The 23,234-nt window shown below is 71.4% G+C and carries 19 protein-coding genes and 1 tRNA gene; 8 read left to right on the top strand and 12 right to left on the bottom strand.

Annotated elements, in window-relative coordinates; genetic code table 11:
- Positions 1 to 2 precede the first annotated feature (2 nt).
- Positions 3 to 1,535: a diguanylate cyclase domain-containing protein gene (locus ACQPXD_RS06435; protein WP_432835776.1), complete on the top strand. Its 1,533-nt coding sequence runs from the start codon at positions 3 to 5 to the stop codon at positions 1,533 to 1,535.
- Positions 1,536 to 2,537: 1,002 nt separating this feature from the next.
- Here the strand turns inward: ACQPXD_RS06435 and ACQPXD_RS06430 are convergent.
- From ACQPXD_RS06430 to rpmE, 3 genes are all read right to left on the bottom strand, one after another.
- A complete protein-coding gene (locus ACQPXD_RS06430; RefSeq protein WP_432835775.1) occupies positions 2,538 to 2,750 on the bottom strand; it encodes a hypothetical protein in 213 nt (70 codons plus the stop codon).
- Positions 2,751 to 2,864: 114 nt separating this feature from the next.
- Positions 2,865 to 3,959 (bottom strand): peptide chain release factor 1, encoded by a 1,095-nt coding sequence (gene prfA / locus ACQPXD_RS06425; protein WP_432835773.1) that lies wholly within the window; start codon positions 3,957 to 3,959, stop codon positions 2,865 to 2,867.
- A 97-nt stretch (positions 3,960 to 4,056) separates the two neighbouring features.
- Positions 4,057 to 4,284 carry a 50S ribosomal protein L31 gene (gene rpmE / locus ACQPXD_RS06420; RefSeq protein ID WP_432835771.1) on the bottom strand — a complete coding sequence of 76 codons (228 nt, stop codon included), beginning with the start codon at positions 4,282 to 4,284 and terminating at the stop codon, positions 4,057 to 4,059.
- 204 nt (positions 4,285 to 4,488) lie between these two features.
- Here rpmE and ACQPXD_RS06415 point away from each other — a divergent pair, with 204 nt between their 5' ends.
- Together ACQPXD_RS06415 and ACQPXD_RS06410 are read left to right on the top strand one after the other, a co-directional pair.
- On the top strand, positions 4,489 to 5,601 hold the full coding sequence (locus tag ACQPXD_RS06415; RefSeq protein ID WP_432835769.1) for an RNA ligase: 1,113 nt from the start codon (positions 4,489 to 4,491) through the stop codon (positions 5,599 to 5,601).
- Between the two features lie 122 nt (positions 5,602 to 5,723).
- Complete coding sequence (locus tag ACQPXD_RS06410; RefSeq protein WP_432835767.1) at positions 5,724 to 6,626, top strand: AAA family ATPase; 903 nt, start codon at positions 5,724 to 5,726, stop codon at positions 6,624 to 6,626.
- A gap of 265 nt (positions 6,627 to 6,891) precedes the next feature.
- On the opposite strand, the gene rho is transcribed toward ACQPXD_RS06410, so the two are convergent.
- The 4 genes from rho to ACQPXD_RS06390 all read right to left on the bottom strand — a co-directional run bounded on the left by rho (position 6,892) and on the right by ACQPXD_RS06390 (position 11,204).
- The gene (gene rho, locus ACQPXD_RS06405; protein WP_432835765.1) at positions 6,892 to 8,889 is read right to left on the bottom strand and encodes a transcription termination factor Rho; all 1,998 of its coding nucleotides are present in this window, start codon (positions 8,887 to 8,889) and stop codon (positions 6,892 to 6,894) included.
- A 331-nt stretch (positions 8,890 to 9,220) separates the two neighbouring features.
- Positions 9,221 to 10,132, bottom strand: coding sequence for a homoserine kinase (thrB, locus tag ACQPXD_RS06400; RefSeq protein ID WP_432835763.1), 912 nt, complete (start codon positions 10,130 to 10,132; stop codon positions 9,221 to 9,223).
- Between the two features lie 24 nt (positions 10,133 to 10,156).
- Positions 10,157 to 10,348 carry a hypothetical protein gene (locus ACQPXD_RS06395; protein WP_432835761.1) on the bottom strand — a complete coding sequence of 64 codons (192 nt, stop codon included), beginning with the start codon at positions 10,346 to 10,348 and terminating at the stop codon, positions 10,157 to 10,159.
- Positions 10,349 to 10,352: 4 nt separating this feature from the next.
- Positions 10,353 to 11,204, bottom strand: a complete 852-nt coding sequence (locus ACQPXD_RS06390) for an SPFH domain-containing protein (RefSeq protein WP_432835760.1) — start codon at positions 11,202 to 11,204, stop codon at positions 10,353 to 10,355.
- 813 nt (positions 11,205 to 12,017) lie between these two features.
- Between ACQPXD_RS06390 and ACQPXD_RS06385 the strand changes: the two genes are divergently transcribed.
- Positions 12,018 to 13,238, top strand: a complete 1,221-nt coding sequence (locus ACQPXD_RS06385; RefSeq protein WP_432835758.1) for an MFS transporter — start codon at positions 12,018 to 12,020, stop codon at positions 13,236 to 13,238.
- Positions 13,239 to 14,114: 876 nt separating this feature from the next.
- Here ACQPXD_RS06385 and thrC read toward each other — a convergent pair.
- Genes thrC through argS form a run of 4 tightly spaced genes read right to left on the bottom strand, consistent with a single transcriptional unit; the run spans position 14,115 to position 19,507 of the window.
- Positions 14,115 to 15,164 (bottom strand): threonine synthase, encoded by a 1,050-nt coding sequence (thrC, locus tag ACQPXD_RS06380; RefSeq protein ID WP_432835756.1) that lies wholly within the window; start codon positions 15,162 to 15,164, stop codon positions 14,115 to 14,117.
- Positions 15,165 to 15,170: 6 nt separating this feature from the next.
- Positions 15,171 to 16,442 carry a homoserine dehydrogenase gene (locus tag ACQPXD_RS06375; RefSeq protein ID WP_432835754.1) on the bottom strand — a complete coding sequence of 424 codons (1,272 nt, stop codon included), beginning with the start codon at positions 16,440 to 16,442 and terminating at the stop codon, positions 15,171 to 15,173.
- A 15-nt stretch (positions 16,443 to 16,457) separates the two neighbouring features.
- Entirely contained in the window at positions 16,458 to 17,843 is a 1,386-nt protein-coding gene (gene lysA, locus ACQPXD_RS06370; protein WP_432835752.1) for a diaminopimelate decarboxylase, read from the bottom strand.
- 5 nt (positions 17,844 to 17,848) lie between these two features.
- Positions 17,849 to 19,507, bottom strand: coding sequence for an arginine--tRNA ligase (gene argS / locus ACQPXD_RS06365; RefSeq protein WP_432835750.1), 1,659 nt, complete (start codon positions 19,505 to 19,507; stop codon positions 17,849 to 17,851).
- 153 nt (positions 19,508 to 19,660) lie between these two features.
- Here argS and ACQPXD_RS06360 point away from each other — a divergent pair, with 153 nt between their 5' ends.
- The 3 genes from ACQPXD_RS06360 (at position 19,661) to ACQPXD_RS06350 (ending at position 21,430) form a co-directional block, all read left to right on the top strand.
- Entirely contained in the window at positions 19,661 to 20,620 is a 960-nt protein-coding gene (locus tag ACQPXD_RS06360) for a DUF3105 domain-containing protein (protein ID WP_432835748.1), read from the top strand.
- Between the two features lie 6 nt (positions 20,621 to 20,626).
- Positions 20,627 to 21,256 carry a DUF305 domain-containing protein gene (locus ACQPXD_RS06355; protein ID WP_432835746.1) on the top strand — a complete coding sequence of 210 codons (630 nt, stop codon included), beginning with the start codon at positions 20,627 to 20,629 and terminating at the stop codon, positions 21,254 to 21,256.
- 99 nt (positions 21,257 to 21,355) lie between these two features.
- A tRNA-Arg gene (locus tag ACQPXD_RS06350) sits at positions 21,356 to 21,430 on the top strand.
- A gap of 149 nt (positions 21,431 to 21,579) precedes the next feature.
- Here the strand turns inward: ACQPXD_RS06350 and ACQPXD_RS06345 are convergent.
- Positions 21,580 to 22,398 (bottom strand): tyrosine-type recombinase/integrase, encoded by an 819-nt coding sequence (locus ACQPXD_RS06345; protein ID WP_432835745.1) that lies wholly within the window; start codon positions 22,396 to 22,398, stop codon positions 21,580 to 21,582.
- 102 nt (positions 22,399 to 22,500) lie between these two features.
- On the opposite strand from ACQPXD_RS06345, the gene ACQPXD_RS06340 reads away from it, so the two are divergent.
- Complete coding sequence (locus tag ACQPXD_RS06340; RefSeq protein ID WP_432835743.1) at positions 22,501 to 22,932, top strand: transposase family protein; 432 nt, start codon at positions 22,501 to 22,503, stop codon at positions 22,930 to 22,932.
- The last annotated feature ends 302 nt before the right edge of the window (positions 22,933 to 23,234 follow it).

Raw genomic sequence — 23,234 nt, 5'->3', positions numbered from 1 at the left:
AGATGGCGGTTGCCGACCGCACGTCGGAGCTGGCGCGCGCCCGCCGCCTCATCTTCGGCGACCGCCTCGGCGAGGCGATGACGGTCGTGGACCGGGTGCTGGCCGGCGACCAGTCGCCGCACGAGCGCGTGGAGGCCCTCAAGCTGCGGCTCATCGCGCTGATCAACCTCGGGCGCGCGGACGAGTACCCGGCCGCGCTCGACGCCGCGCTGGCGGCCGCCCGCCAGGTGCAGGACCCCGCGCAGTACGGCGAGCTGCAGGCCCTGGCCGCCATCGTCGCCCTGCGCGCCGGCTCGCTCGACCACTGCGTCCGCGCCCTGGTGCACGGCTCGCGGGCTCTCGGCGCGGTCGAGCTGACCGACGAGAACACCGCCTGGGGCTGGCACAACCTCGCGATGGCGTACTCGTACACCGGCTTTCACGGCCACGCCCTCTCCGCCATGGACCGCGCCCGCGAGGTCGCCGTCGAGGTCGGCGTGCCGACCGCGAACACCGACTTCGCCGCGCCCCAGATCCGGCTGCGCCTCGCCGTCGACCTCGACCACCGCGGTGACAGCGAGGGCTGCCTGCGCATCCTCCGCGACATCGCCACCGACCTGGAGCGACGCATCCGCGACGACGAGGTCGACCGGCTGCGCCCGGTGGCCCGCGGTGCCATGGGTTATGCGGTGGTACGCCTGGGTACCCTCGGCTGCGCCCCGCCCCCGATCGACCCGTGGCCCCTGCTGGAGTCCGCCGGCCTGTCGACCCGCGCCAGCGACCTGCGCACGCTCGGCGCCGTCTGCCAGGCGATCGCCGAGCGCCGCCCGATCGAGGCGGTCGCCCGCCTGGAGACCGCCCAGGTCAGCGACGACTCGCTGGGCGCGGCCGAGCTGCACCGCCTGCGCGCCCTCGCCCACCTGGGCGCCGCCGACTACCGCTCGGCCTACCACGCCGACCGCGCCGCGTACCGGGCCGCCAACGCCCAGCTCGACCTGCTGCGCGACCTGTTCGTCGACGGCGTCGCCGCCCTGCTCGACCACGAGGACCTGGTCCGCAAGGTCGACTTCCACCGCGGCGAGGCGCAGACCGACCCGCTGACCGGCCTGCCCAACCGCCGCTACCTCGAGGAGCACATCACCAAGCTGGTCGCCGCCGGCGGCCACGCCGCCCTGGGCGTGTGCGACCTGGACGGCTTCAAACAGGTCAACACGGTCCACGGCCATCTGTCCGGCGATCTGGTACTGCAACGAGTCGCCGGCGTGCTCAACCGCGTCATGCGCAAGGGCGATTTCGTGGCCCGCTACGGCGGCGACGAGTTCGTCGTCGTCCTGCCGACCACCTCACCGGGCGAGGCCCGCGAGATCTCCCGCCGCATCGTGACCGCGGTCGCGTCGGAGGACTGGCAGTCGTTGGTGCCGGGCACCCCGGTCGGCGTGACCATCGGCTGGGCCGGCTTGTCGGGCGAGGACTTCCAGAGCGTCGCCGAGGCCTTCGAGGCCGCCGACCACGCGATGCTGCGCGCGAAAACCCCCCGCCCCCGCGCCGCTTCTTAGCCCCCGCCGCAGACCGAGCACGAAAAGTCCAGACACTTCGTGTCCGGACTTTTCGGATTTATACCCTGTCAGGCGATAAATCCGCCTTGGCGGAGATCGCCCCGATCCCCGCACCCGGCGGGCGGCTCGCCCAGCACGCACTCGAGCCCGAGCAGGACGCAACGCCGCAGACACCGTCAACCCGACCGCAGGCGAGGACCAGAAGTCTCCGCGATCATGCCGAAGCCACCACGCGACCACGAGTTTTCCATGATCACGGAGTGACAATGTACCTATAGGTACACTATGTCTCCACGATCACGAAAAACCCGTGGCGCCGAGACGGTCGCGTGCATGATCACGGAGACTTATCGCCACGCTGCCCGCCCGGCGCCGCTTTGCCCTCCCGAACGCGCCGCCCGAATCGACTGTCTGTCCAGGCACCGCGCCGACCCGGGGACACCGCGCCGGGAACCCAGTGGAGCCACGACCACCAGCGCGTTGAATCGGATTTATCGTCCGACAGGGTATAAATCCGAAAAGTCCGGACACGAAGTGTCTGGACTTTTCGTCCCGACCTGCGACGCACGGCGGCAACCGTGGAGTCATGGGCGCGCACGCCAGGCCGTCAGTGCGCGCCAAGGCTGCGGGGCCGTCGGCGCGCGCCGGGGCACGGGCGGGGCGCGCCGCAGCTGCGGGGCCGTGAGCGGTGCACCCCGGGGGCAGCGGGCCACGGCGCCATCGTGCGGGCATGCCCGAGCTACGGGCAGCGCACGCCGCGCCGCGCCGCGGTGCGGTGCGCCGAGGCTGCGGGTCGCGGGTGGGTGCGCCCGGGGTCGCGAGCCGGGCCCGGGGCCGTGGGCGAGCGCTGGGCCCGGGGGCCGGGGGCCGGGGGCCGGGGGCCGGGGGCCGGGGGCCGGGGGCCGGGGGCCGGGGGCCGGGGGCCGGGGGCCGGGGGCCGGGGCGCAAAGGTGCCGGGCCTTTGGGGCCCGGGCCGAGGGAGAGAGGAGAGAGGAGGAGAGGTCAGCGGGCGGGAGAGAGCAGCACGCGAGCGTTTTCCTCGCGGATGCGGGCGCGCTCCTGGTCCGCGCAGACCGCCGCCCACGCGTTTGCCTTTGCCGTCGGCATTCGGTCGGGGCCCAGGAAGGAGCGGCCGACCTTGTAGATCAGCTCGGCGGCCGTGGCGACCACGGCGCGCGGCGCCGCTGAGATGTCGACGGGCGACGGCGACGGCATGACAACCCTCCCGAAACAATCACGTTGGGTACAACCCGTTCGGCACGAAACGCTACCGGAGACCAGGCTGCCGCTGCACCGTTTCGGGGATGTGACGTTGGCGTTAGACCCCGATCACCCTCGGCTGAGCTGGTCCTCACCCGCGAGGCGGGCCTTGCGGTCGGCCTCGGCCAGGGCGTCCAGGACGCCGTCGAGGTCGCCGCCCAGGGCCAGATCCAGGTTGTACGCCGTGTAACCGATCCGATGGTCCGAAATCCGATTCTGCGGGAAGTTGTACGTCCGGATGCGCTCCGACCGGTCGACCGTGCGCACCTGCGAGCGCCGCGCGTCCCCGGCGGCGGCCGCGGCCTGCTCCTCGGCGAGCGCGACGAGCTTGGCCCGCAGCATGCGCATCGCGCGGTCCTTGTTCTGCAGCTGGGAGCGCTCGTTCTGGCAGGACACGACGATGCCGGTCGGCAGGTGCGTGATGCGCACGGCCGAGTCGGTGGTGTTGACGCTCTGCCCGCCCGGGCCCGACGACCGGAAGACGTCGATGCGCAGGTCGTTGGTGTCGATCTCGACCTCGCCGGTCTCCTCCGCCTCGGGGGTGACCAGCACGCCGGCGGCCGAGGTGTGGATGCGGCCCTGGGACTCGGTGGCCGGCACGCGCTGCACGCGGTGGACGCCGCCCTCCCACTTCAGCCGCGACCAGACGCCGTTGCCGCCCTCGGGGATGCCCCGGGTCTTGATCGCGATCGCCACGTCCTTGAAGCCGCCCAGGTCCGACTCCTGCGAGTCGAGGACCTCGGTGACCCAGCCGTGGCGCTCGGCGTAGCGCAGATACATCCGCAACAGGTCGCCCGCGAACAGCGCGGACTCCTCGCCGCCCTCGCCGGCCTTGATCTCCATGATCAGGTCCTTGGCGTCGTTGGGGTCGCGCGGGGCGAGCAGCTCGGCGAGGCGCTCCTCCAGCTGCGGGATGCGCGCCTCCAGCTCGTCGGCCTCCCCGCCGAACGTCGGGTCCTCGGCCGCCAGCTCGCGGGCCGCGGCCAGGTCCTCGCGGGTCTGCTCCAGCTCGCCGGCCGTCTTCGCGATCGGCGACAGCACGGCGAAGCGCCGCCCGGTGCGGCGGGCCAGCGCCTGGTCGGCGTGGATGCCGGGGTCGGCGAGCTTCTGCTCGAGCTCCTGGTACTCCGCCAGGAGCGTGGCGAGCCGGGTGTCGGTGCTCACAACAGACCAATCCTCAAAGAGACCACGAATGGAGCCGAACAGCGTCGGCGCCCGCACCGATCCCCGGGCAGGGGCGGTGCGGGCGCCGGAAGCGCAGCTACTTGCCGGCCTTCTTGGCCTGGGCCTTCGCGTACTTCTGCTGGAACTTCGCGACCCGGCCCGCGGTGTCGAGCACGCGCTGCTTGCCCGTGTAGAACGGGTGGCAGACGGAGCACGTCTCCACGTGGATCTGACCGCCCTTGGCGGTGCTGCGGGTGGTGAAGGAGTTGCCGCACGAGCAGGTGACCTGCGTGGTCACGTACTCCGGGTGGATTTCCGGCTTCATGGCCGCGGTCCTTTCGATCATTCGGTCGCCGGGTCGCCCACGCCGGGGCGTGAACCGGAACCTGAGTTGGCCGACGGTCAAGTCTGCCACAACGGCGTCAGGGCACCTCGACCGGTCCGTGTAACGCCCTGACCCGGGCCGGCATTCCCCGGCCCGATAATGCCAAGCACACGCGAGCGCGGCTCGCCTACGCTGTACCGCGCCATGATCCTCCACATCGATCACCTCTGCGACCCGAAGCTGCTGGCCGACATGGTCAGCGGCGGGTACATCCGCACCCAGCGCCACCCGTCCCTGCCGCTGCTCATCCACAACTACACGGAGAAGGCGCAGTACGAGAACGTGTGGAACGCGGCCACCCTGGCCTGCCGCGGCCTCGTCGTGTCCGCCGGCGGGCGGGTGCTGGCGCGGCCGTTCGCGAAGTTCTTCAACCACGGCCAGCCCGGCGCGCCCGCGCTCGACCTCGACGGCCCGGTGTCGGTCACGGACAAGGCCGACGGGTCACTCGGTGTGCTCTTCCCCACGCCGGACGGGTGGGCGGTCGCCACGCGCGGGTCGTTCGACTCGGAGCAGGCGCGCCACGCGACGAAGGTGTGGATTTCGCGGTACGCCGAAAGCTTCACTCCGCCCGAGGGCCTCACGATGCTCTTCGAGATCATCTACCCGGGCAACCGCATCGTGATCGACTACGCCGGGCTGGACGACCTCGTCCTGCTCGGCGCCGTCGAGATCGCCACCGGCCGCAGCCACGGCCCCGGCGCCGTGTCCGGCTGGCCCGGCCCGGTCGTGGAGTCGTTCGGCTACACGACCCTGGCCGAGGCGCTCGCCGCGCCGCCCCGCGACAACCGCGAGGGCCTGGTCGTGCACTTCACCGGGCCGGACACGCGCGTGAAGATCAAATATTCGGAGTACGTCCGGCTGCACCGCATCGTCACCGGGCTCAACCCGCGCGTCGTGTGGGAGGCGATGGTCGGCGGCCGCCTCGACGAGCTGCTCGAGCCGCTGCCCGACGAGTTCCACGCCTGGGCGACGGGCATCGCGGCCGGGCTCACCGCGCAGGTCGACGCGCTGGTCGCCGGTGTCGAGCGGGAGTACACCGCGGTCGTCGCCACCCTGCCGTCGGCCTGGACGCGCAAGGACTTCGCGCTCGCGGTGGCCCGCCACCCGGCGCGCGGCTGCCTGTTCCTGCGCCTGGACGGCAAGGACTACACGCCGCTGCTGTGGCAGCAGGTGCGCCCGCCGGTCGGGGAGGACGCCGGGACGGCGGGCACGAACCCGGCGCCACCGACCGGCCGGACAGCCGGGGAGGATGGCTGAATACCGGGCACGAACCCGGCGCCACCGGACAGCCGGGGAGCCGGACAGCCGGGGAGGATGCCTAAATGCCGGGCGCGAACCCGGCGCCACCGGCCGGCCGGGCAGTCGGGGAGGATGCGTAGATGGCGACGCTGACGATCACCCGCGGCCTCCCCGGCTCCGGCAAGAGCACCTGGGCCCGCCGGCAGCCCGGGCTGGTCCGGGTCAACCGCGACGAGCTGCGCCGGATGCTGCACGGCGGCCGGGTCGACGACCCGGAGCGGCGGGGCCGCGCCGAGCACGAGGTGACCATCGCGCACCACGCCGCGGTGGAGGCCCTGCTGCGGGCCGGCGCCGACGTGGTCTGCGACGACACCAACCTGCGCGGCCGGGTCGTGCGCGAGTTCGCCGAGCTGGCCGCCAGGTGCGGCGCCCACTTCAGCGTGCGCGACTTCACCGACGTGCCGCTGGAGGAGTGCATCCGCCGCGACGCCCTGCGCATGGGCGACGGGCACGTGGGTGAGGAGGTGATCCGGTCGATGCATCTGCGGTACCTCGCGGGCCGGGCCCTCCCCCTGCCGTTGCCGGTCCTCGACACGAGGACGGCCGCGCCGTACGAGCCGCCGCCGGACGCCCCGCGCGCGGTGATCGTCGACATCGACGGCACGGTCGCGCTGTTCAACGGCCGCACCCCGTACGACATGACCCGGGTCGGCGAGGACCTGCCGAACGCCCCGGTGATCGCCGCCGTCCGCGCGATGCACGCGGCGGGCCACGAGATCGTGTTCTGCTCGGGCCGCACGGACGACGGCCGGGCGGCGACGGAGGCGTGGCTGGCCGAGCACGTGGCGGTGCCGTACTCGGCGCTGTTCATGCGCGCCGCCGGCGACCCGCGCCGCGACTCGGTGGTGAAGGCGGAGATCTTCGACAAGGAGATCCGCAGCCGCTACCACGTCGTCGGCGTCTTCGACGACCGCCAGCAGGTGGTCCGTATGTGGCGCGGCCTCGGCCTGACCGTCTTCCAGGTGGCCGAAGGCAACTTCTAGCGCCCGCCCTCGCCACCGCGGGGTCCTTGGCACCGCGGACGCCTTCATTGCCGCGCGGACCCGGCACCGCAGGGTCCTTGACCGCGGACGCCCTCGCTACCGCGCGGACCTGGCACCGCAGACGCTTCGTTACCGCGGACGCGGCACCGCGGGGTCCTTGACACCGCGGACATGGCAGGGCCCGGCCGCCCGTTCAGGGCAGGCCGGGCCCGGTGTCTGACGGGAGCAACGGTCGTGCGTCGCACGGACCGGAGTCCCGGAACATTCATTCGCCCGGGGTCGTCTGGGCGATCTGCATGAGGAACTCGACGTTGGTCCGGGTCTTCTTGAGCCGGTCCAGCAGCAGGTTGAGCGCCTCCTGCGAGTCGAGGGCGTGCAGCACCTTGCGCAGCTTGATGACGATCGCGAGCTCGTCCGGGGCCAGCAGGATCTCCTCCTTGCGGGTGCCGGACGGGTCGATGTCGATCGCCGGGAAGATGCGCCGGTCGGCGATCTTCCGGTCGAGCTTGAGCTCGGCGTTGCCGGTGCCCTTGAACTCCTCGAAGATGACCGTGTCGCCGGTGGAGCCGGTCTCGACCAGCGCCGTGGCGATGATGGTCAGCGAGCCGCCGTTCTCGATGTTGCGCGCCGCGCCGAGGAAGCGCTTCGGCGGGTACAGCGCCGTCGAGTCGATACCGCCGGACAGGATGCGGCCGGAGGCGGGCGACGCGTTGTTGTAGGCGCGGCCCAGGCGGGTGATCGAGTCCAGCAGCACCACGACGTCGTGACCGAGCTCGACCAGGCGCTTGGCGCGCTCGATCGACAGCTCGGCGACGGTGGCGTGGTCGGTCGGCGGGCGGTCGAAGGTCGAGGCGATGACCTCACCCTTCACCGACCGCTGCATGTCGGTGACCTCCTCGGGTCGCTCGTCGACGAGGACGACCATGAGGTGGCACTCCGGGTTGTTGCGGGTGATCGCGTTGGCGATCGCCTGCAGGACCATCGTCTTGCCGGCCTTCGGCGGCGAGACGATGAGCGCGCGCTGGCCCTTGCCGATCGGCATCACCAGGTCGATGACGCGCGTGGTGAGGATGTGCGGCTCGGTCTCCAGCCGGAGGCGGTCCTGCGGATACAGCGGGGTGAGCTTGTAGAACTCGGGGCGGCGCCGGGCCTCCTCCGGGTCCATGCCGTTGACGGTGTCGAGGCGGACCAGCGGGTTGTACTTGTCCCGCCGCTGCTCGCCGTCGCGGGGCTGGCGCACGGCGCCGGTGACCGCGTCGCCGCGGCGCAGGCCGTAGCGCTTGACCTGCGACATGGCGACGTAGACGTCGTTGGAGCCGGAGAGGTAGCCCGTCGTGCGCACGAACGCGTAGTTGTCGAGCACGTCGAGGATGCCGGCCACGGGCACGAGGACGTCGTCCTCGCTGACCTGCGGCTCGTTGCCGCCGCGGCCGCCGGTGGTCTCGGTGCCGTCGCGCTCGCGGCCCCGGCGGCGGTCGCGGAAGCGGCTGCGCCGCCCGCGGCGGCCGGTGCCGTCGTCGTCGCCGTCGTCGTCGGTGAATCCGCCGCGCTGGTTGCGATCGCCCCGCTCGGCGCGGTCACCCCGGTCGGCGGTGTTGCGCTCGGGCCGCTCGGCCCGCTCCGCGCGGTCGCCGCGCTCGGCGGCCCGCTCGCCGCGCTCGGTGCGCTCGCCGCGCTCCGGGCGCTCGGCCCGCTCGACCGTGCGCTCAGCCCGCTCAGCGCGCTCGGCCCGTTCGGCCCGCTCGGTCGTGCGCTCGCCCCGCTCCGCCCGCTCAGTGCGCTCGGCGCGGCTGGGACGCTCGGCGACTGGCGCCGCGGCGGCCGCGACCGGCTCGGCGGCCGGGGTCTCCTCGCGGGCGGGACGCGGCTCGGGCGGCCCGGCGGCCCGGGTGGCCCGACGAGGGGAGCGGGCCGGCGGCTCGGTGACCTCGGTGGCGGACGGCCAGTCCGCCTCGGGGGTCTCCGTACGGGTCTCCGTGCGGGTCTCACTGCGCGCGGCCCGGGTGGTCCGGGCGGGCGCGGCGGCCGGGCGCGACTCGCCGGCCTGGCGCTCCTGAATGGCGGTGACGAGCTCGCCCTTCCGCATCCGGGCGGTGCCGGAGATGCCCAACGAGGCGGCCAGGCTCTGCAGCTCGGGCAGCAACATGCCGGCCAGCCCCGTGCCCGAGCGCCGCCGACGCGTCGCGCCGGCCTCGGCGCCGTCGGCCTCGACCGCGGCGCGGTCGGTGGAGACATCCGACGTGACGTCGGTGGTGTCGCTCAATGGATTCCTTCCCTCGTTAGGCCGGGGCTGCCCGGATACGAGACGGTGGCCGGGTGGCCCGCGGGTTCTCCCGCCTCGCGTGCGGTGCGGGAGGTGTTACAGCGCCGTGCCGATGGGCTGGGACGCCACCATCTGCGTCTTTGGCCCAGCCGTGCGCGCGACCACAGGAAACTGCGGGTTGGCGGCCGGGCGTGCGCAAGGGGTGCCACGGAATTCGGAGCACGCCGCCCCGCATGAGATCGCCGCACTGAGCGGCTGCTGTAAGACTAGAGAGTAATCAACTCTGCTAGCCAGCGGCAACAGGGTCCCGCTCGGCGTGTTCCAGCGTACCTCATCGCAGCTCACCGCCGACGCGGGCGCCCGTCACATCGACATCCAGCGGGAGAACTCGCCATCCCGACACCGGCCGCGGCGTCCACGCGTCGACGCCGAAGGCGAGCACGCTCGGCCCGGCGCCGGACACCACCGCGGCCACGCCCTGCCCGCGCAAATGCGCCACAAGGCTTGCCGTGGCCGGCATTCCTTCCGCGCGGTACCCCTGGTGCAGCCGGTCCTCGGTGGCCGCGAACAGCCGGGCGGGGTCGCCGGACAGCGCGTGCACCAGCAGCGCCGCGCGCCCGGCGTTGAACGCGGCATCCTCGTGCGGCACGGTTTTGGGCAGCGCCGCGCGGGCCGCCTCGGTGAGGCCGCGCTCCTCGGGCACGAACAGCACCGGGCGGATGCCCGGGTCCGGCTCCCGGCGCACCGCTTCGGCCCGGCCGCGCTCGGTCCAGGCGATCGTGAACCCGCCGAGCAGGCACGGCGCGACGTTGTCGGGATGGCCCTCGAGCTCGCTGGCGATGGTCAGCGCGGCGGTGTCGTCGAGGCGCTCCGCGCCGCCGGCCACCAGCTCGCGGGCCAGCACGATGCCGGCGACGATCGCGGCCGAGGACGAGCCGAGCCCGCGCGCCTGGGGAATGCGGTTGCGGCAGCGCAGCGCCAGCCCCGGTGTTTTGCCTTCGCCCTCACCCAGCTCGGCGAAGGCGCGGCGCATCGCGCGCACCACGAGGTGGCTCTCGTCGCCCGGCAGCTCGCCCTCACCCTCGCCGCTCACCTCGACGGTCACGCCGCCGCCGGTGACGCGCGCCTCGACCTCGTCGTACAGCGTCAGCGCGAGACCCAGCGCGTCGAAGCCGGGGCCGAGGTTGGCGCTGGTCGCCGGCACGCGGACGAGAACCGGGTCGGGCAGGAAGGCCATGCGCACATCTCACCATGAGGACGGAGCTGCTCAATCCTCAGGATCATCCGGTGGTACGTCCACGGTCCCCCGCCGTACCTCGCGCCCCGCCTGGCGCAGGGCCAGGCGCAGCGCGAACTCGATCTGGGCGTTCACGCTGCGCAGGTCGTCGGCCGCCCACCGGGCGATCGCGTCGTGCACCTGGGGATCCAGGCGCAGCAGCAGCTTCTTGCGCTCCGGCACGGGCTCAGCCGTACAGCGTGCCGGTGTTCACGACGGGCTGCACGTTGCGGTCCCCGCACAGCACGACCAGCAGGTTGGCCACCATCTGCGCCTTGCGTTCCTCGTCGAGCTCGACCACCTGCAGCTGACCGAGCCGCTCCAGCGCGCTCTGCACCATCCCGACCGCGCCCTCCACGATCTTGAACCGCGCCCCGACGATCGCGCTGGCCTGCTGCCGCGCGAGCATCGCCTGGGCGATCTCGGGCGCATACGCGAGGTGGGTGATCCGCGACTCGAGCACCTCGACCCCGGCCAGCGCGATCCGCTCCCCGAGCTCGGCGGTCAGCTCCTCGCTCACCACGTTGCCCTCGCGCAGGCTGGCCCGCCCGTCGTCGTGCGACTCGTACGGGTAGCTGGTCGCCAGGTGCCGCACCGCCGCCTCGGCCTGCACGGCGACGTAGGAGATGTGGTCGTCGACGCCGAACGACGCCTTGAACGTGTCGACCACCCGCCAGACGACCACGGCGGCGATCTCGACCGGGTTGCCGTCGGCGTCGGAGACCTTGAGCCGGTCCGTCTCGAAGTTGCGCACCCGCCGGGAGATCCGCCGCTTGGTGCTCAGCGGCACGGCCCAGTGGAACCCCGCGTCGGTGACGGTCCCGACGTACCGCCCGAAGAACTGCACGACCCGCGCCTCGTTGGGATTGATCACGGTGAACCCGGTCAGGATCAGCGCGGCGACCACGGCCAGCACCGCGGCGACCAGGCTCGCGGGCCCCTCCTCCAGCGTGGCGAGCGCCACCCCGATCACGACCGCGATGACGACCAGCACACCGAGCATCGCGAACCCGGCGACCCGGAAGGCCCGTCTCTCCATGACCTGCTCCTTGAGGGATATCGAAGTGATATCACTACGATAGCCCACGCGCGCAAGTCCCCCTCGACTCCACCCGCCCGCACCCACTCCCGCACTCAGCTCACTCCACCCACTCCGCCCGCTCCCCTCGCACCGCCCGCTCCGCTCGCACCGCCCACACCGCCGCTCTCCCGCTCGGCTTGCTCACGTTGCTCGACCTTCGGCTCGCTCGACCCACTCGACCGCGCGCTCAGCCCGCCCAGCCCGCTCGACCTGCTCGACTTTGCTCCGCGAACGACGACTGGTCGACCCACGTCGATTGGCCCTTTGTCGATTCGATCATTGTCGATTGGCCGGGCCTCGCATCACCGAGTCGCCCTCGATCGGCTTGATCCCGGCGGGCATCGCGACCAGAAGTCTCCGCGATCATGCACCCATCGCGGTCGGCACCAACGCTATTTCATGATCGCGGAGACTCTTGGTACCTATCAGTACACGTTGTCTCCGCGATCACGAGAAAGCCGGTGAACGGGGACGGGTCGCGCATGATCGTGGAGAGTTGTGGCTGCGATCGCGGCGGGGGATGGGGGCATATGCGCTTTTATCTGGTGTCGGGCGAAAAATCCGTTAAGTCGTGGCGCGGAGCGCTCGACTTAACGGGTAGCGGTGACGCGGGCTGGAGAGGTGCGGGGTTCTTGGCACCGCGGGCGTGGCAGGGAGGGCCGCCAGGCCCGACCGGTGTCTGGCGGGAGCGACGGTCTGCAAGTGACGCGGCCCGAGTCATCGGGTTTGTGTTCTTCGAGGAGGGGCGGGCCGAGCCACTACCGTGTGGGGGTGCCGCCAGCGCTTTCGGTCCTTACCCGCAACAAGGACTTCCGCAACCTGTTCACGGCGGACCTGATCGGCCTGGGCGCCGACTGGTTCGTGATGATCCCGCTCCTCACGCTCCTGCCGCACCTCACCGGCTCCGGACTGTGGGGCGCGCTCGTCCTCGCCGCGGACACCGGCGTGACGGCGCTGCTGCTGCCCTACACCGGCACGGTCGCCGACCGGCTCGATCGGCGCCGAATCCTCATCGCCGCCGATCTGTCCATGGCCGCCTGCGCGCTGCTGCTGTTGCTCGTGCGCACGCCGGCCACGGCCTGGGTGGCGCTCCTCGCCGTCGGGGCGATCGCGGTCGCCAAGGCCTTCTTCAGCCCCGCGGCGCAGGCCGCGCTGCCCAACGTCGTCGACGCGAAGGACCTGTCCGAGGCCAACGCCCTGGCCGGCTCGGCGTGGGGCACGATGCTCGTCATCGGCGCGTCGCTCGGCGGCATCGCCTCCGACGCGTTCGGCGCCTATCCGTGCTTCGTGCTGGCCTCCGTCCTGCTGACGTTCTCCGCGCTGCAGGTCTGGCGGGTCCGCCGCCCGCTGCAGGCCGAGCGCACCGAGGAGCCGGCACCAACCTTCGCCGCGATCGCCGAGGCGCTGCGCTACGTCCGCGCGAACCCGCGGGTCGCGTCGCTGGTGACGGTGAAGTCCGCGGTCGGCCTCGGCAACGGCGTGCTGACCGCGTTCCCGTTGCTCGCCGTCCTGCTGGGGGCCGGCCCGCTCGGTACCGGCCTGCTGTTCGCCGCCCGCGGCCTGGGCGCCCTGATCGGCCCCCTGGTCCTGCGCCGCGTGCTGTCCCACCCGGCCTGGCTCCTGCCCGGCCTGGCGCTGTCCATGGCCTTGTACGGCGTCGCGTACATCGGCGTCAGCCTGCTCACCTGGTTCCCGCTCGTGCTGGCCGGCGTGGTGCTGGCCCACCTGGCCGGCGGCGGCAACTGGATGATGTCGAACTTCGTGCTGCAGACCGAGGTACCCGACGCCCTGCGCGGCCGCGTCTTCGCCACCGACTTCATGCTCGCCACGCTGTCGGTCGCGGTCAGCCAGCTCGCCGTCGGCGCCTTCATCGACCACACGGACCCGCGCCTGCTGATCGCCGCCTCCGGCGCCACGACCCTGCTCTACGCCGGCGGCTGGGCCCTGGTCTCGATGCGCCGCCCGGCGCCCGCCGCCGGCTCAACCCCCTAGCCCGGCTGCCGGCTGGATGACGAAAAGTCGGGCGCTCCGCGCCGCGACTTTTCGGACTTATGACCTGGCGGGGGAAATATCCGTCAAACGCCCGATTTCCCGGAACGGCGAGGGGTTGAGCTGCCGGAACTCCGCGACCCGGCTGCGGCTGGAGCGAACGAACCACGTCGTCGGGCCCGCCGTCGCATCGGCGCCGCGCTGTTCGAGATCCGGGCCGGGGTCGCCGGGCTGCGCGGCCGGCCCGGCGTGCGCTACCGGGGGCTGCGCACCGTGGCCGTCGACGCAGCCCCCGGTCGCCCGCCGTTACCCGAAACACGCCGGCGAGCAGCCGCGGCTGCTCGTCCGAGACCGACGGTGAACTCGCCTACGCCACCCGGCCGCTCGGCACCCCGGACCACAGCCGACGCCGCCGCCGAGTTCCGGGGCAGCGCCGGCAGCGCACCGAAGCCCGCACCCGCAAACCCCGCCAGCTACACCGAACCCCGTGCCACCCGCCCGCTCCGTTCAGAGCGACGGCGTTGGCGGACGAATCTCTCCGCGATCATGCGGCTCCGGCTGGCGCGGGGCGGGTTTCTCATGATCGTGGAGCCTTAAGGTACCTATGGGTACATCGACCTTCCGCGATCATGGAAAACGCGTGGTGCGGGCTGCGGCTCAGGCATGATCGCGGAGACTTACTGCCGGTCCAGCACCGGCAAAGGGGGAAATAGTGGATATTTCGGCGGCCGGGGTATAAGTCCGAAAAGTCGTGGCACGGAGTGCCCGACTTTTCGCTTCGCTCTTGGCACCGCGGGCCTGGCAGGGAGGGCCGCCAGGCCCGAGCGGTGTCTGACGGGAGCAACGGTCGTCAGTTGCACGGACCGGAGTCCCGCAGGCTTATGCCAGGTCCAGCGCCTTGGCGGCGGCGAGCGCGTCGGCCGGGACGGTGGTCGGCGCGGGCGCGGTGGAGATCGCCCACTCCGGGTCCTTCAGGCCGTGGCCGGTGACCGTGCACACGACGGTCTGGCCCGGCTCGAGCAGGCCCTGGGCGGAGACCTGGAGCAGCCCGGCCACGCTCGCCGCGCTGCCCAGCTCGACGAAGACGCCGACCGAGCGGGCCAGCAGCCGGTAAGCCTGCAGGATGTCGCGGTCGGTGACGGCGTTGATCAGGCCGCCGGACTCGTCGCGGGCGTCGATCGCCTTGGTCCACGAGGCCGGGTTGCCGATGCGGATCGCGGTGGCGATGGTGCTCGGCTCGCGGACCACGGCGCCGTTGACGATCGGGGCGGCGCCGCTGGCCTGGAAGCCGAACATCCGCGGGCGGCGGGTCGCGTTGCCGGCGGCGTGGTCCTCCTTGTAGCCCATCCAGTAGGCGGTGATGTTGCCGGCGTTGCCGACCGGCAGGCAGTGCACGTGAGGGGCGTCGCCGAGGCCGGCGACGATCTCGAAGGCGGCGGTCTTCTGGCCCTCCAGGCGGTCCGGGTTGACCGAGTTGACCAGCGAGACCGGGTAGTCCTGGGCCAGCTTCGCGGCCAGCGCCAGGCAGTCGTCGAAGTTGCCGGTGACCTGCAGCAGGCGGGCGCCGTGGACCAGCGCCTGGGCGAGCTTGCCCAAGGCGATCTTGCCGGTGGGCACGAGCACGGCGCAGGTGATGCCGGCGCGGGCGGCGTAGGCGGCGGCCGAGGCCGACGTGTTGCCGGTGGAGGCGCAGATGATCGCCTTCGAGCCCTCCTCGAGGGCCTTGGAGACCGCGACGGTCATGCCGCGGTCCTTGAACGAGCCGGTCGGGTTGGCGCCCTCGACCTTGAGGTACACGTCGCAGCCCGTCCGCGCGGAAAGCTCCGGCGCCGGCAGCAGCGGCGTGTTGCCCTCGTGCAGGGTCACCACGGGAGTCTGCGGGCCGACCGGTAAGCGGTCGCGGTACTCCTCGATCAAACCACGCCACATGGCGCTCTACTCCCCTTCGACGCGCAGGACACTCGCCACCGCGCGGACGATGTCCAGTGTGCGCAACTCGGCGACGGTGGCCGCGAGGGCGCGGTCCGGCGCGGCGTGCGTGACGATGACGAGCACGGCCTGGTTACCCCGGCCGGACTGGTTGACGGTCGCGATGCTGACGCCGTGTTTGGCGAAGACGCCGGCGACGTGGGCCAGCACGCCGGCCTTGTCGGAGACGTCGAGACTGATGTGGTACCGCGTGAGGACGTCCCCGATCGGCGAGACCGGCAGGTCGGCGTAGGCCGACTCGGACGCGCTGCGGACGCCCGCCAGGCGGTTGCGGGCCACGGCGACGACGTCCCCGAGCACCGCGGAGGCGGTCGGGGCGCCGCCGGCGCCGCGGCCGTAGAACATGAGCTGGCCGGCCGCCTCGGCCTCGACGAACACCGCGTTGAACGCGTCGCCGACACCGGCCAGCGGGTGGGTGCGCGGGATCATCGCCGGGTGCACGCGCACGGAGACGGCGCCGTTGGCCTTCGAAGCGATGCACAGCAGCTTGATCGTGCAGCCCATCGCCTTGGCGCTGGCCACGTCGGCGGCGGTGACCTCGGTGATGCCTTCGCGGTACACGTCGGCCGAGGTCACCCGGCTGTGGAAGGCCATCGAGGCGAGGATGGCGGCCTTCGCCGCGGCGTCGAAGCCCTCCACGTCGGCGGTCGGGTCGGCCTCGGCGTAGCCGAGCACCGTCGCCTCCTCCAGCGCCTCGGCGAAGCCGGCGCCGGTGGCATCCATGGAGGACAGGATGAAGTTCGTGGTGCCGTTGACGATGCCGGTCACCCGGGTGATCCGGTCGCCGTGCAGCGAGTCGCGCAGCGGGCGCAGCAGCGGGATGGCGCCGGCGACCGAGGCCTCGTAGTAGAGGTCGGCGCCCGCGTCGGCGGCGGCCTTGTGCAGCGTGGCGCCGTCCTCGCCGAGCAGCGCCTTGTTGGCGGTGACCACGCTCTTGCCGGCGTGCAGCGCCTCCAGCAGCCAGGTGCGGGCGGGCTCGATCCCGCCGACCACCTCGACGACCACGTCGACGTCGTCGCGCTTGACCAGGCTCAGCGCGTCGGTGGTGAACAGCGCCGGGTCGACCGGCAGGTTACGGGCCTTGCCGGCCCGGCGCACGGCGACCCCGACCAGCTCCAGCGGGGCGCCGATGCGGGCCGTGAGGTCGTGCTCCTGCTCGTGCAGGAGGCGGACCACCTCCGAACCGACCGTCCCGCAGCCCAGCAGCGCTACCTTCACGGATGGCGGCATATGTCACCCCACGTCCAGTCTGAGCAGGTCGTCCATGATCTCCCGGCGCACGATGACCCGCGAGGAGCCGTCAGCCACCGCCACGACCGGCGGGCGGGGGACGTGGTTGTAGTTGCTCGCCATGCTGCGGCAGTAGGCGCCGGTGCCCGGGACCGCAAGAAGATCTCCGGCCCTGACGTCGGCCGGCAGGAATTCATCTTTCACGACGATGTCCCCGGACTCGCAATGTTTTCCCACCACGCGGGCGAGAATCGGCGGTTCGGCCGAGGCCCGTCCGGCGACCGTCGCGGAGTAGGCGGCGTCGTAGAGCGCGGGCCGGATGTTGTCGCTCATCCCGCCATCGACCGAGACGTACGTGCGGATCCCGTCGACGTCCTTGACCGTGCCGACCTCGTAGAGGGTGAACATCGCCGGCCCGACGATCGCGCGGCCCGGCTCGACGGACAGGTGCGGCACGCTCAGGTGCAGCGCGGCGCACTCCTGCTTGACGATCCGCAGCAGGTCCCCGGCCAGGTCGGCGGGGTCGGCGGGCTCGTCCTGGGTGGTGTACGCGATGCCGAACCCGCCGCCGAGGTCGAGCTCCGGAAGTTCCCTGCCGTGCACCTCGCTGATGCGCGCCTGCAGCCCGAGCAGCCGCCGCGCGGCGACCTCGAACCCGGCCGCGTCGAAGATCTGCGAGCCGATGTGCGAGTGCAGGCCGCGCAGCTCCAGCACGTCGTCGGCGAGGATCCGCTCCACCGCCTCGGCCGCGGCGCCGCCGGAGAGCGAGAAGCCGAACTTCTGGTCCTCGTGGGCGGTGGCGATGAACTCGTGCGTGTGCGCCTCGACGCCGACCGTGACCCGGACCATCACCTTGGGCCGGGCGCCGGTCTCGGTGGCGATCCGCGTCAGCCGCTCGATCTCGTCGAACGAGTCGACGATGATCCGGCCGACCCCGTGCTCGACGGCGGCGGTGAGCTCGGCGACCGACTTGTTGTTGCCGTGCAGCCCGATGCGCTCCGGCGGCATGCCGCCGCGCAGGGCGATCGCCAGCTCCCCGCCCGTGCAGACGTCGAGCGACAGGCCCTCCTCGACCAGGATCCGCACGATGTGCGTGGCGATGAAGGCCTTGCCGGCGTAGTAGACCTCGGCGCCGCCGAACGCCTGCTTGAACCGGCGGCATCTGGCCCGGAAGTCCTCTTCGTCGAAGATGTACGCCGGGGTGCCGTGGTCCTGGGCGAGCGTCGTCACCGCGACGCCGCCCACCTCGATCGTCCCGTTTGCCGCCCTGGTTACTGTTTTCGGCCACAGCGTCGGGACCAGGGCGTTGACGTCGTCGGGGGTACGCAGCCACGACGGACCGTTCGATCCCAGGTCCGCGTGCAGCGCTCCGGCCTCGTGTGCGCGCATGTGCTCTACATCCGTTCCGGCGCCGAGACGCCGAGCAGGTCCAGCCCGTTGACGATGACCTGGCGGGTGGCGTCGTTGAGCCAGAGCCGCGCCCGGTTGGTCTCCGTGAACGGCTCGTCGCCCATGGGCAGCACCCGGCAGTTGTCGAAGAACCGGTGGTACGCCGCGGCCAGGTCCTCCAGATAGCGTGCCACGCGGTGCGGCTCGCGCAGCTCCGCCGCGGTGGCGACGACGGACGGAAAATCGGCGAGCGCCTTGAGCAGGTCGAGTTCCTTCTCGTGTACCAGCAGCGCCGCGTCATAGGCGTCGCCGCGCTCGAGCCCCAGCTCGGCGGCGTTGCGCGCGATCGACGCCGTGCGCGCCCCGACGTACTGCACGTAGAAGACCGGGTTGTCGTTCTTCTGCCGCGTGATGACCTCGATGTCCAGCGTCAGCGGCGAGTCCGTGGAGGAGCGGGCCAGGGAGTACCGGGCCGCGTCCACGCCGACCGCGTCGATGAGCTCGTCGAGCGTGATCAGGGTGCCGGCCCGCTTGCTCAGCCGGACCGGCTCGCCGCCGCGCAGCAGGCTGACCAGCTGGCCTATGAGCACCTCGATGTTGCGCTGCGGGTCGTCGCCGGCGCAGGCCGCGATCGCCTTGAGACGGCCGATGTACCCGTGGTGGTCGGCGCCCAGCATGTAGATGCAGCGCTCGAAGCCGCGCTCGCGCTTGTTGATGTAGTACGCGGCGTCGGCGGCGAAGTAGGTCTTCTCGCCGTTGGAGCGGATCAGCACCCGGTCCTTGTCGTCGCCGAAGTCGGTGGTGCGCAGCCAGACGGCGCCCTCGGAGTCGAAGACGTGGCCCAGCTTGCGCAGCTCCTCCAGGGCGTGCTCGACCGCGCCGCCGTCGTGCAGGGTCTGCTCGGAGAACCAGACGTCGAAGTGGACGCCGAACCGCTCCAGGCTGGCCCGGATCTCCTTGAGCATCGCCTGGTAGCCCTCGGCCAGGAAGGCTCGCTGCTGGTCGGCTTCGGGCAGCCGCAGAATGTCCGGATTTTCATTGACTATCCGCGCGGCGATGTCCTGAATATATTCGCCGGGGTAGCCCTCGGGCGGGGTCGGCTCGTCGCGCGCGGCGGCCATGACCGACTCGCCGAACCGGTTCATCTGCACGCCGGCGTCGTTGATGTAGTACTCGCGGGTCACGTCGGCGCCCGCGGCGGCAAGCACGCGGCCCAGCGCGTCGCCGGCCGCCGCCCAGCGGGTGTGGCCGAGGTGGACCGGCCCGGTCGGGTTCGCCGAGACGAACTCCAGGTTGACCTTCTCCTTGGCCAGCGTCTCGCTGCGCCCGTAGGCCCGCCCGGCCCGCACCACCAGCCCCGCCAGCTCGCCGGCGGCGGCCGCGGACAGCCGGATGTTGAGAAAGCCGGGCCCGGCGATCTCAACGCCGTCGATCCCGGGAGTTTCCTGCAAATTTTTCGCGACCAGGCTCGCCAGCTCGCGCGGGTTCAGCCCGACCTTCTTGCCCAGCTGCAGGGCGATATTGGACGCATAGTCACCATGCTCCGGGTTTCGCGGTCGCTCCACGCTGGTCGTCGCCGGAAGAACGGACGAGTCGAGGTCACGCTCGGTTATGGCCGCGTGAGCGGCGGCGAGGACTGCTACGGCGAGTTCGGCGGGAGTCACCGACAAATGCTATCGGGGGTAGACTCCCGTACTTGGCGGCGGCCCGTTGTGCTGGTCACAATGCGGGACGGCGGTTGCCCGCCACGACCCCCGACCGTTGACCAGACGAGGCCCGATGAGCGAGCACCACGCTGAGCGTAGCGAGGCGACGACATGAGCATGAGCACCCAGCACGGTGGCGGCAATCGCAAGCCGTCCACCAAGGCCGTCTCCGGCGCGAAGCCGAAGCAGGGCGGTGACGAGTCGCTCGACGAGGTCGACCTCGCGGCTGACGAGGTCGACGAGGTGGAAGAGGCGGACGCTGCCGAGTCCCCCGCCGAGCCGGCCAAGGCGACCAGGCCCAAGGCCAACCCTCGCAAGTCCGCCCCCGCCCGCAAGACGACCACGACGGCCACCGCCGCCGGCAAGCGCCCCGCGACGGCCAGCCGCCCGGCCGCCAAGAAGATCGCCCCGGTCAAGGTCAAGCAGGGCATGTCCTGGGGCCCGATCGCGCTGTTCACCACCGTCGGCGTGCTGGCCCTGGCGATCATCGGCTTCGCGGGGTACCAGGTCTGGCAGAACGGCCTCACCTGGCACCAGCGCGCCGACCAGATCGACGGCATCAAGGACTACTTCAAGATCGACAAGCCTATGACGGAGCAGCGCGAGCACGTGTGGGGCCCGCAGAAGTACCCGCTGAGCCCGCCCGTCGCCGGCAACCACAACGCCAACTGGCAGCGCTGCCTCGGCGACGTGTATCCGCAGGCCATCGCCAACGAGCACGCCCTGCACAGCCTGGAGCACGGCGCCGTCTGGATCACGTACAACCCCAGCCTCCCCGCCGACCAGGTGGAGAAGCTCGCCAAGCGCGTCCGCGGCAACGACTACATGCTGATGAGCCCGTATCCGGGCCTCGACAAGCCGATCTCCCTACAGGCCTGGGGCTTCCAGCTGAAGGTCGACAACGCCGACGACAAGCGCATCGACCAGTTCATCAAGGCCCTGCGCCAGAACGCCAGCCTCGAGCCCGGCACCCCGTGCTCCAACGGCAGCTTCATCACCGACACCGGCACCACACCGCACGACCTCGGCAAGGACGACCCGAGCGGCGCCGGCAACACGATGGGCAACTGAGCAACCGTGTTCGCGCAACTTTCACGGCGAGCACGCCTGACCCTGGGCGTGCTCGCCGCCGTCCTCCTCCTGGGAGCCGGCACCGCCATCGGCTACCTGATCCCCACCCTCCGGGCCCCCGGCAACGACTCGGTCGACGCCGGCTTCGCCCGCGACATGAGCGTCCACCACGCGCAGGCCGTGGAGATGGGCATGTGGGCGTACCGCCTGGGCACCACGGACCAGATCCGCAACCTGGGCTACGACATCGCCGCCAGCCAGCAGTGGCAGATCGGCCAGATGCAGGCCTGGCTGACCGAGTGGCACCTCTCCCCCACCTCCGACTCCCGCGCCATGTCCTGGATGCCCGAGGGCCAGAACACCCTCCAGCCGGACGGCCGCATGCCCGGCATGGCCTCCGACGCCGAGCTCACGAAGCTGAAGTCCTCCACCGGCAAGGACTTCGACACCCTGTGGTGCCAGCTGATGCTCCGCCACCACCTGGGCGGCATCCACATGGCCGAGGCCGCCGCCCAGAAGGCGCAGTCCCAGGAGGTCCGCGACGCCGCGGAGAAGATCCGCGTGTCCCAGTCCTACGACATCTCCCAACTGACCGAGATGCTAAAAGACCTGGGCGCCCAGCCCCTGTCCTCCTAAGCCCCACCCCGCCCCACCCGCCACAGGGGAACCACCGCGCGGGCCGGGGCGGGGCTCTGCTAATGTGGTCGACGTCGCGAGACGAGAGAACAACGCAAGGCCCCCGTAGCTCAGGGGATAGAGCACCGCCCTCCGGAGGCGGGAGCGCAGGTTCGAATCCTGCCGGGGGCACCACCGATCGAATCGCCTTCTAGCAGCAAAAACGGCGCCGCTGACCTGCGGGTATGCAGGCCAACGGCGCCGTTGCCGTGTCCGGCTGTCACTGGCGTTATCCGGCCCTGATCGGCCAGCCACGCCACCGGCGCGCCACCGTTTGGGCGCGCCTACCCGTGGCCGAGCGCCCGATCGACGCGGTGACGGTTGCGCTGTAGGCCACGATCGAGACACTTGGCGTAGATCCTGAACAGGATCTCCACCGACTGCCCTGCCCAGTCGGCAACATCGGTCGGTGGAACACCCTCGTTGAGGTACGTGGAAATGCCGCCGTGGCGCAGGTCGTACGGGCGGCCCGCCAGCGGCGAAGCGGCGACTTCCTCCGTGAACACTGCCTGACGTGCTCGGCTCCACGTCCGCACGACAGTGAGCTTCGGCAGTTCCTCGTGATTACGATCACCGACGAACAGCCGGCCGTCCGGTGTCGTCCCGAACTCGTCCAGATGGGCCTGAATAAGCGCGGTCAGCTCGGGCGGGCATGGCGCGGTACGCGACTCGCCGCGGTCGCGTTGCTTCAGTTGCCGCTGATCCCGGTCCCTGCCGGTGTCCGTCCAATCCTTGCCCGCGTAGGGATCGGCGCCGTCGAGATGGAATTGCCCCCATCCCACTTTCGGGATCACAAGGTGCCGCTTGTTGAGAAACGCTGCCTCTTCGGGACGCATGAGCGCGTAGTACAAGCAGCCGTAGAACGCGACCAGGCGGCGCCCCACGCGCCCCTGTTCGCGCACGCCGTGGAGCAGCGAACGCACCTGAACCGGATTCGGGACGCAGCGCGGGTCAACCGGTTGAGTCGGTTTGGGCTTCTTCCATTTCAGCGCCGGAATCGGATTCGCATCAAGCAGCTTCAGCTCAACCGCGTATTCGACTGCGGTGTTGAGAATCTTCCGGCGTCGGCTTATGACGCTCGGCGCCGATGGGGCGCCGTCCAATCGCACAGTAAGGCCGTCGAGCAGTGGTCGCAGGATCTCGGGGTTGGCGAGCGTCGACCAGGGTCTTTGCGTAGTCGATTGACAGGTGTTTGACCTGGGTGGATGTCGGTGTCCGGGCCGGGGGCCGGGCTGATACGAGACGGGTGCGACCCATCGGTGATCATGGAGTTGCTGAGACAACATGACACCGACGAGGGACCGCACCCGCTGATGCCATCATCGCTGATCGACGTGATCCGCCAGCACGTACCCACCGCTGCCAGCCTCACGATGGCGGCTCGCGTCGAGGAGCCCTGCGTCCTGCTTGCGGCCCTGGCCCGGGTGCCTGATCCGCGCGACCGGCGTGGGATCCGTTACTCCCTGGCAAGCCTGCTCGCGGTGGCCGTGTGCGCGGTCCTGGCCGGCGCGGTCACGTTCGCGGCGATCATGGACTGGGCCGACGACAGCAGCCCGCGGGCCGGGGCCCGCCGCGCGGCGCCCTTGAGCAGCCGCCCAGCGACCGGAACCTCGTGCACTACCGCCTGCCACCGGTAGAACGAGATCAACGCCGCAAGCCGCGCCTCCAACGTCTCCGCCGACGGGCCATCCACCACGACGGTGAGGGACCGCTCAACGGTCCGGCCGTTCCGCAACCAGGACAGGAACGCGGTAACCGCCAGCACCCCCAGCCGATCCCATCCCTCCGCCTCGCCACGCTGTTCCAGGAACGTCCACCACTGGGGCAAGCGCGGTCGCATACCCACGCACCGTATTCGGCGACCACTCGACCCGATGAGCCTCCAACCACTCCTCGATCGCAGGCACCGTGCGATACGCCTCGTCCACCACCGTCCACG

The organism is Dactylosporangium sp. CA-092794 (assembly GCF_050948465.1).
Lineage (GTDB): Bacteria > Actinomycetota > Actinomycetes > Mycobacteriales > Micromonosporaceae > Dactylosporangium.
Note: the sequence above shows the minus strand (reverse complement) of the source record. Positions and strands in the feature narration are given on the sequence as shown.

Excerpts from the sequence above, each read along its gene's own strand:
- ACQPXD_RS06430 (WP_432835775.1), bottom strand. The coding sequence starts at position 2,750 with ATGCCGTCGCCGTCGCCCGTCGACATCTCAGCGGCGCCGCGCGCCGTG.
- ACQPXD_RS06340 (WP_432835743.1), top strand. The coding sequence starts at position 22,501 with ATGTCGGTGTCCGGGCCGGGGGCCGGGCTGATACGAGACGGGTGCGAC.
- ACQPXD_RS06410 (WP_432835767.1), top strand. The coding sequence starts at position 5,724 with ATGGCGACGCTGACGATCACCCGCGGCCTCCCCGGCTCCGGCAAGAGC.
- rpmE (WP_432835771.1), bottom strand. The coding sequence starts at position 4,284 with ATGAAGCCGGAAATCCACCCGGAGTACGTGACCACGCAGGTCACCTGC.
- lysA (WP_432835752.1), bottom strand. The coding sequence starts at position 17,843 with ATGCGCGCACACGAGGCCGGAGCGCTGCACGCGGACCTGGGATCGAAC.
- ACQPXD_RS06360 (WP_432835748.1), top strand. The coding sequence starts at position 19,661 with ATGAGCATGAGCACCCAGCACGGTGGCGGCAATCGCAAGCCGTCCACC.
- ACQPXD_RS06415 (WP_432835769.1), top strand. The coding sequence starts at position 4,489 with ATGATCCTCCACATCGATCACCTCTGCGACCCGAAGCTGCTGGCCGAC.
- ACQPXD_RS06435 (WP_432835776.1), top strand. The coding sequence starts at position 3 with ATGGCGGTTGCCGACCGCACGTCGGAGCTGGCGCGCGCCCGCCGCCTC.
- thrC (WP_432835756.1), bottom strand. The coding sequence starts at position 15,164 with ATGTGGCGTGGTTTGATCGAGGAGTACCGCGACCGCTTACCGGTCGGC.
- ACQPXD_RS06390 (WP_432835760.1), bottom strand. The coding sequence starts at position 11,204 with ATGGAGAGACGGGCCTTCCGGGTCGCCGGGTTCGCGATGCTCGGTGTG.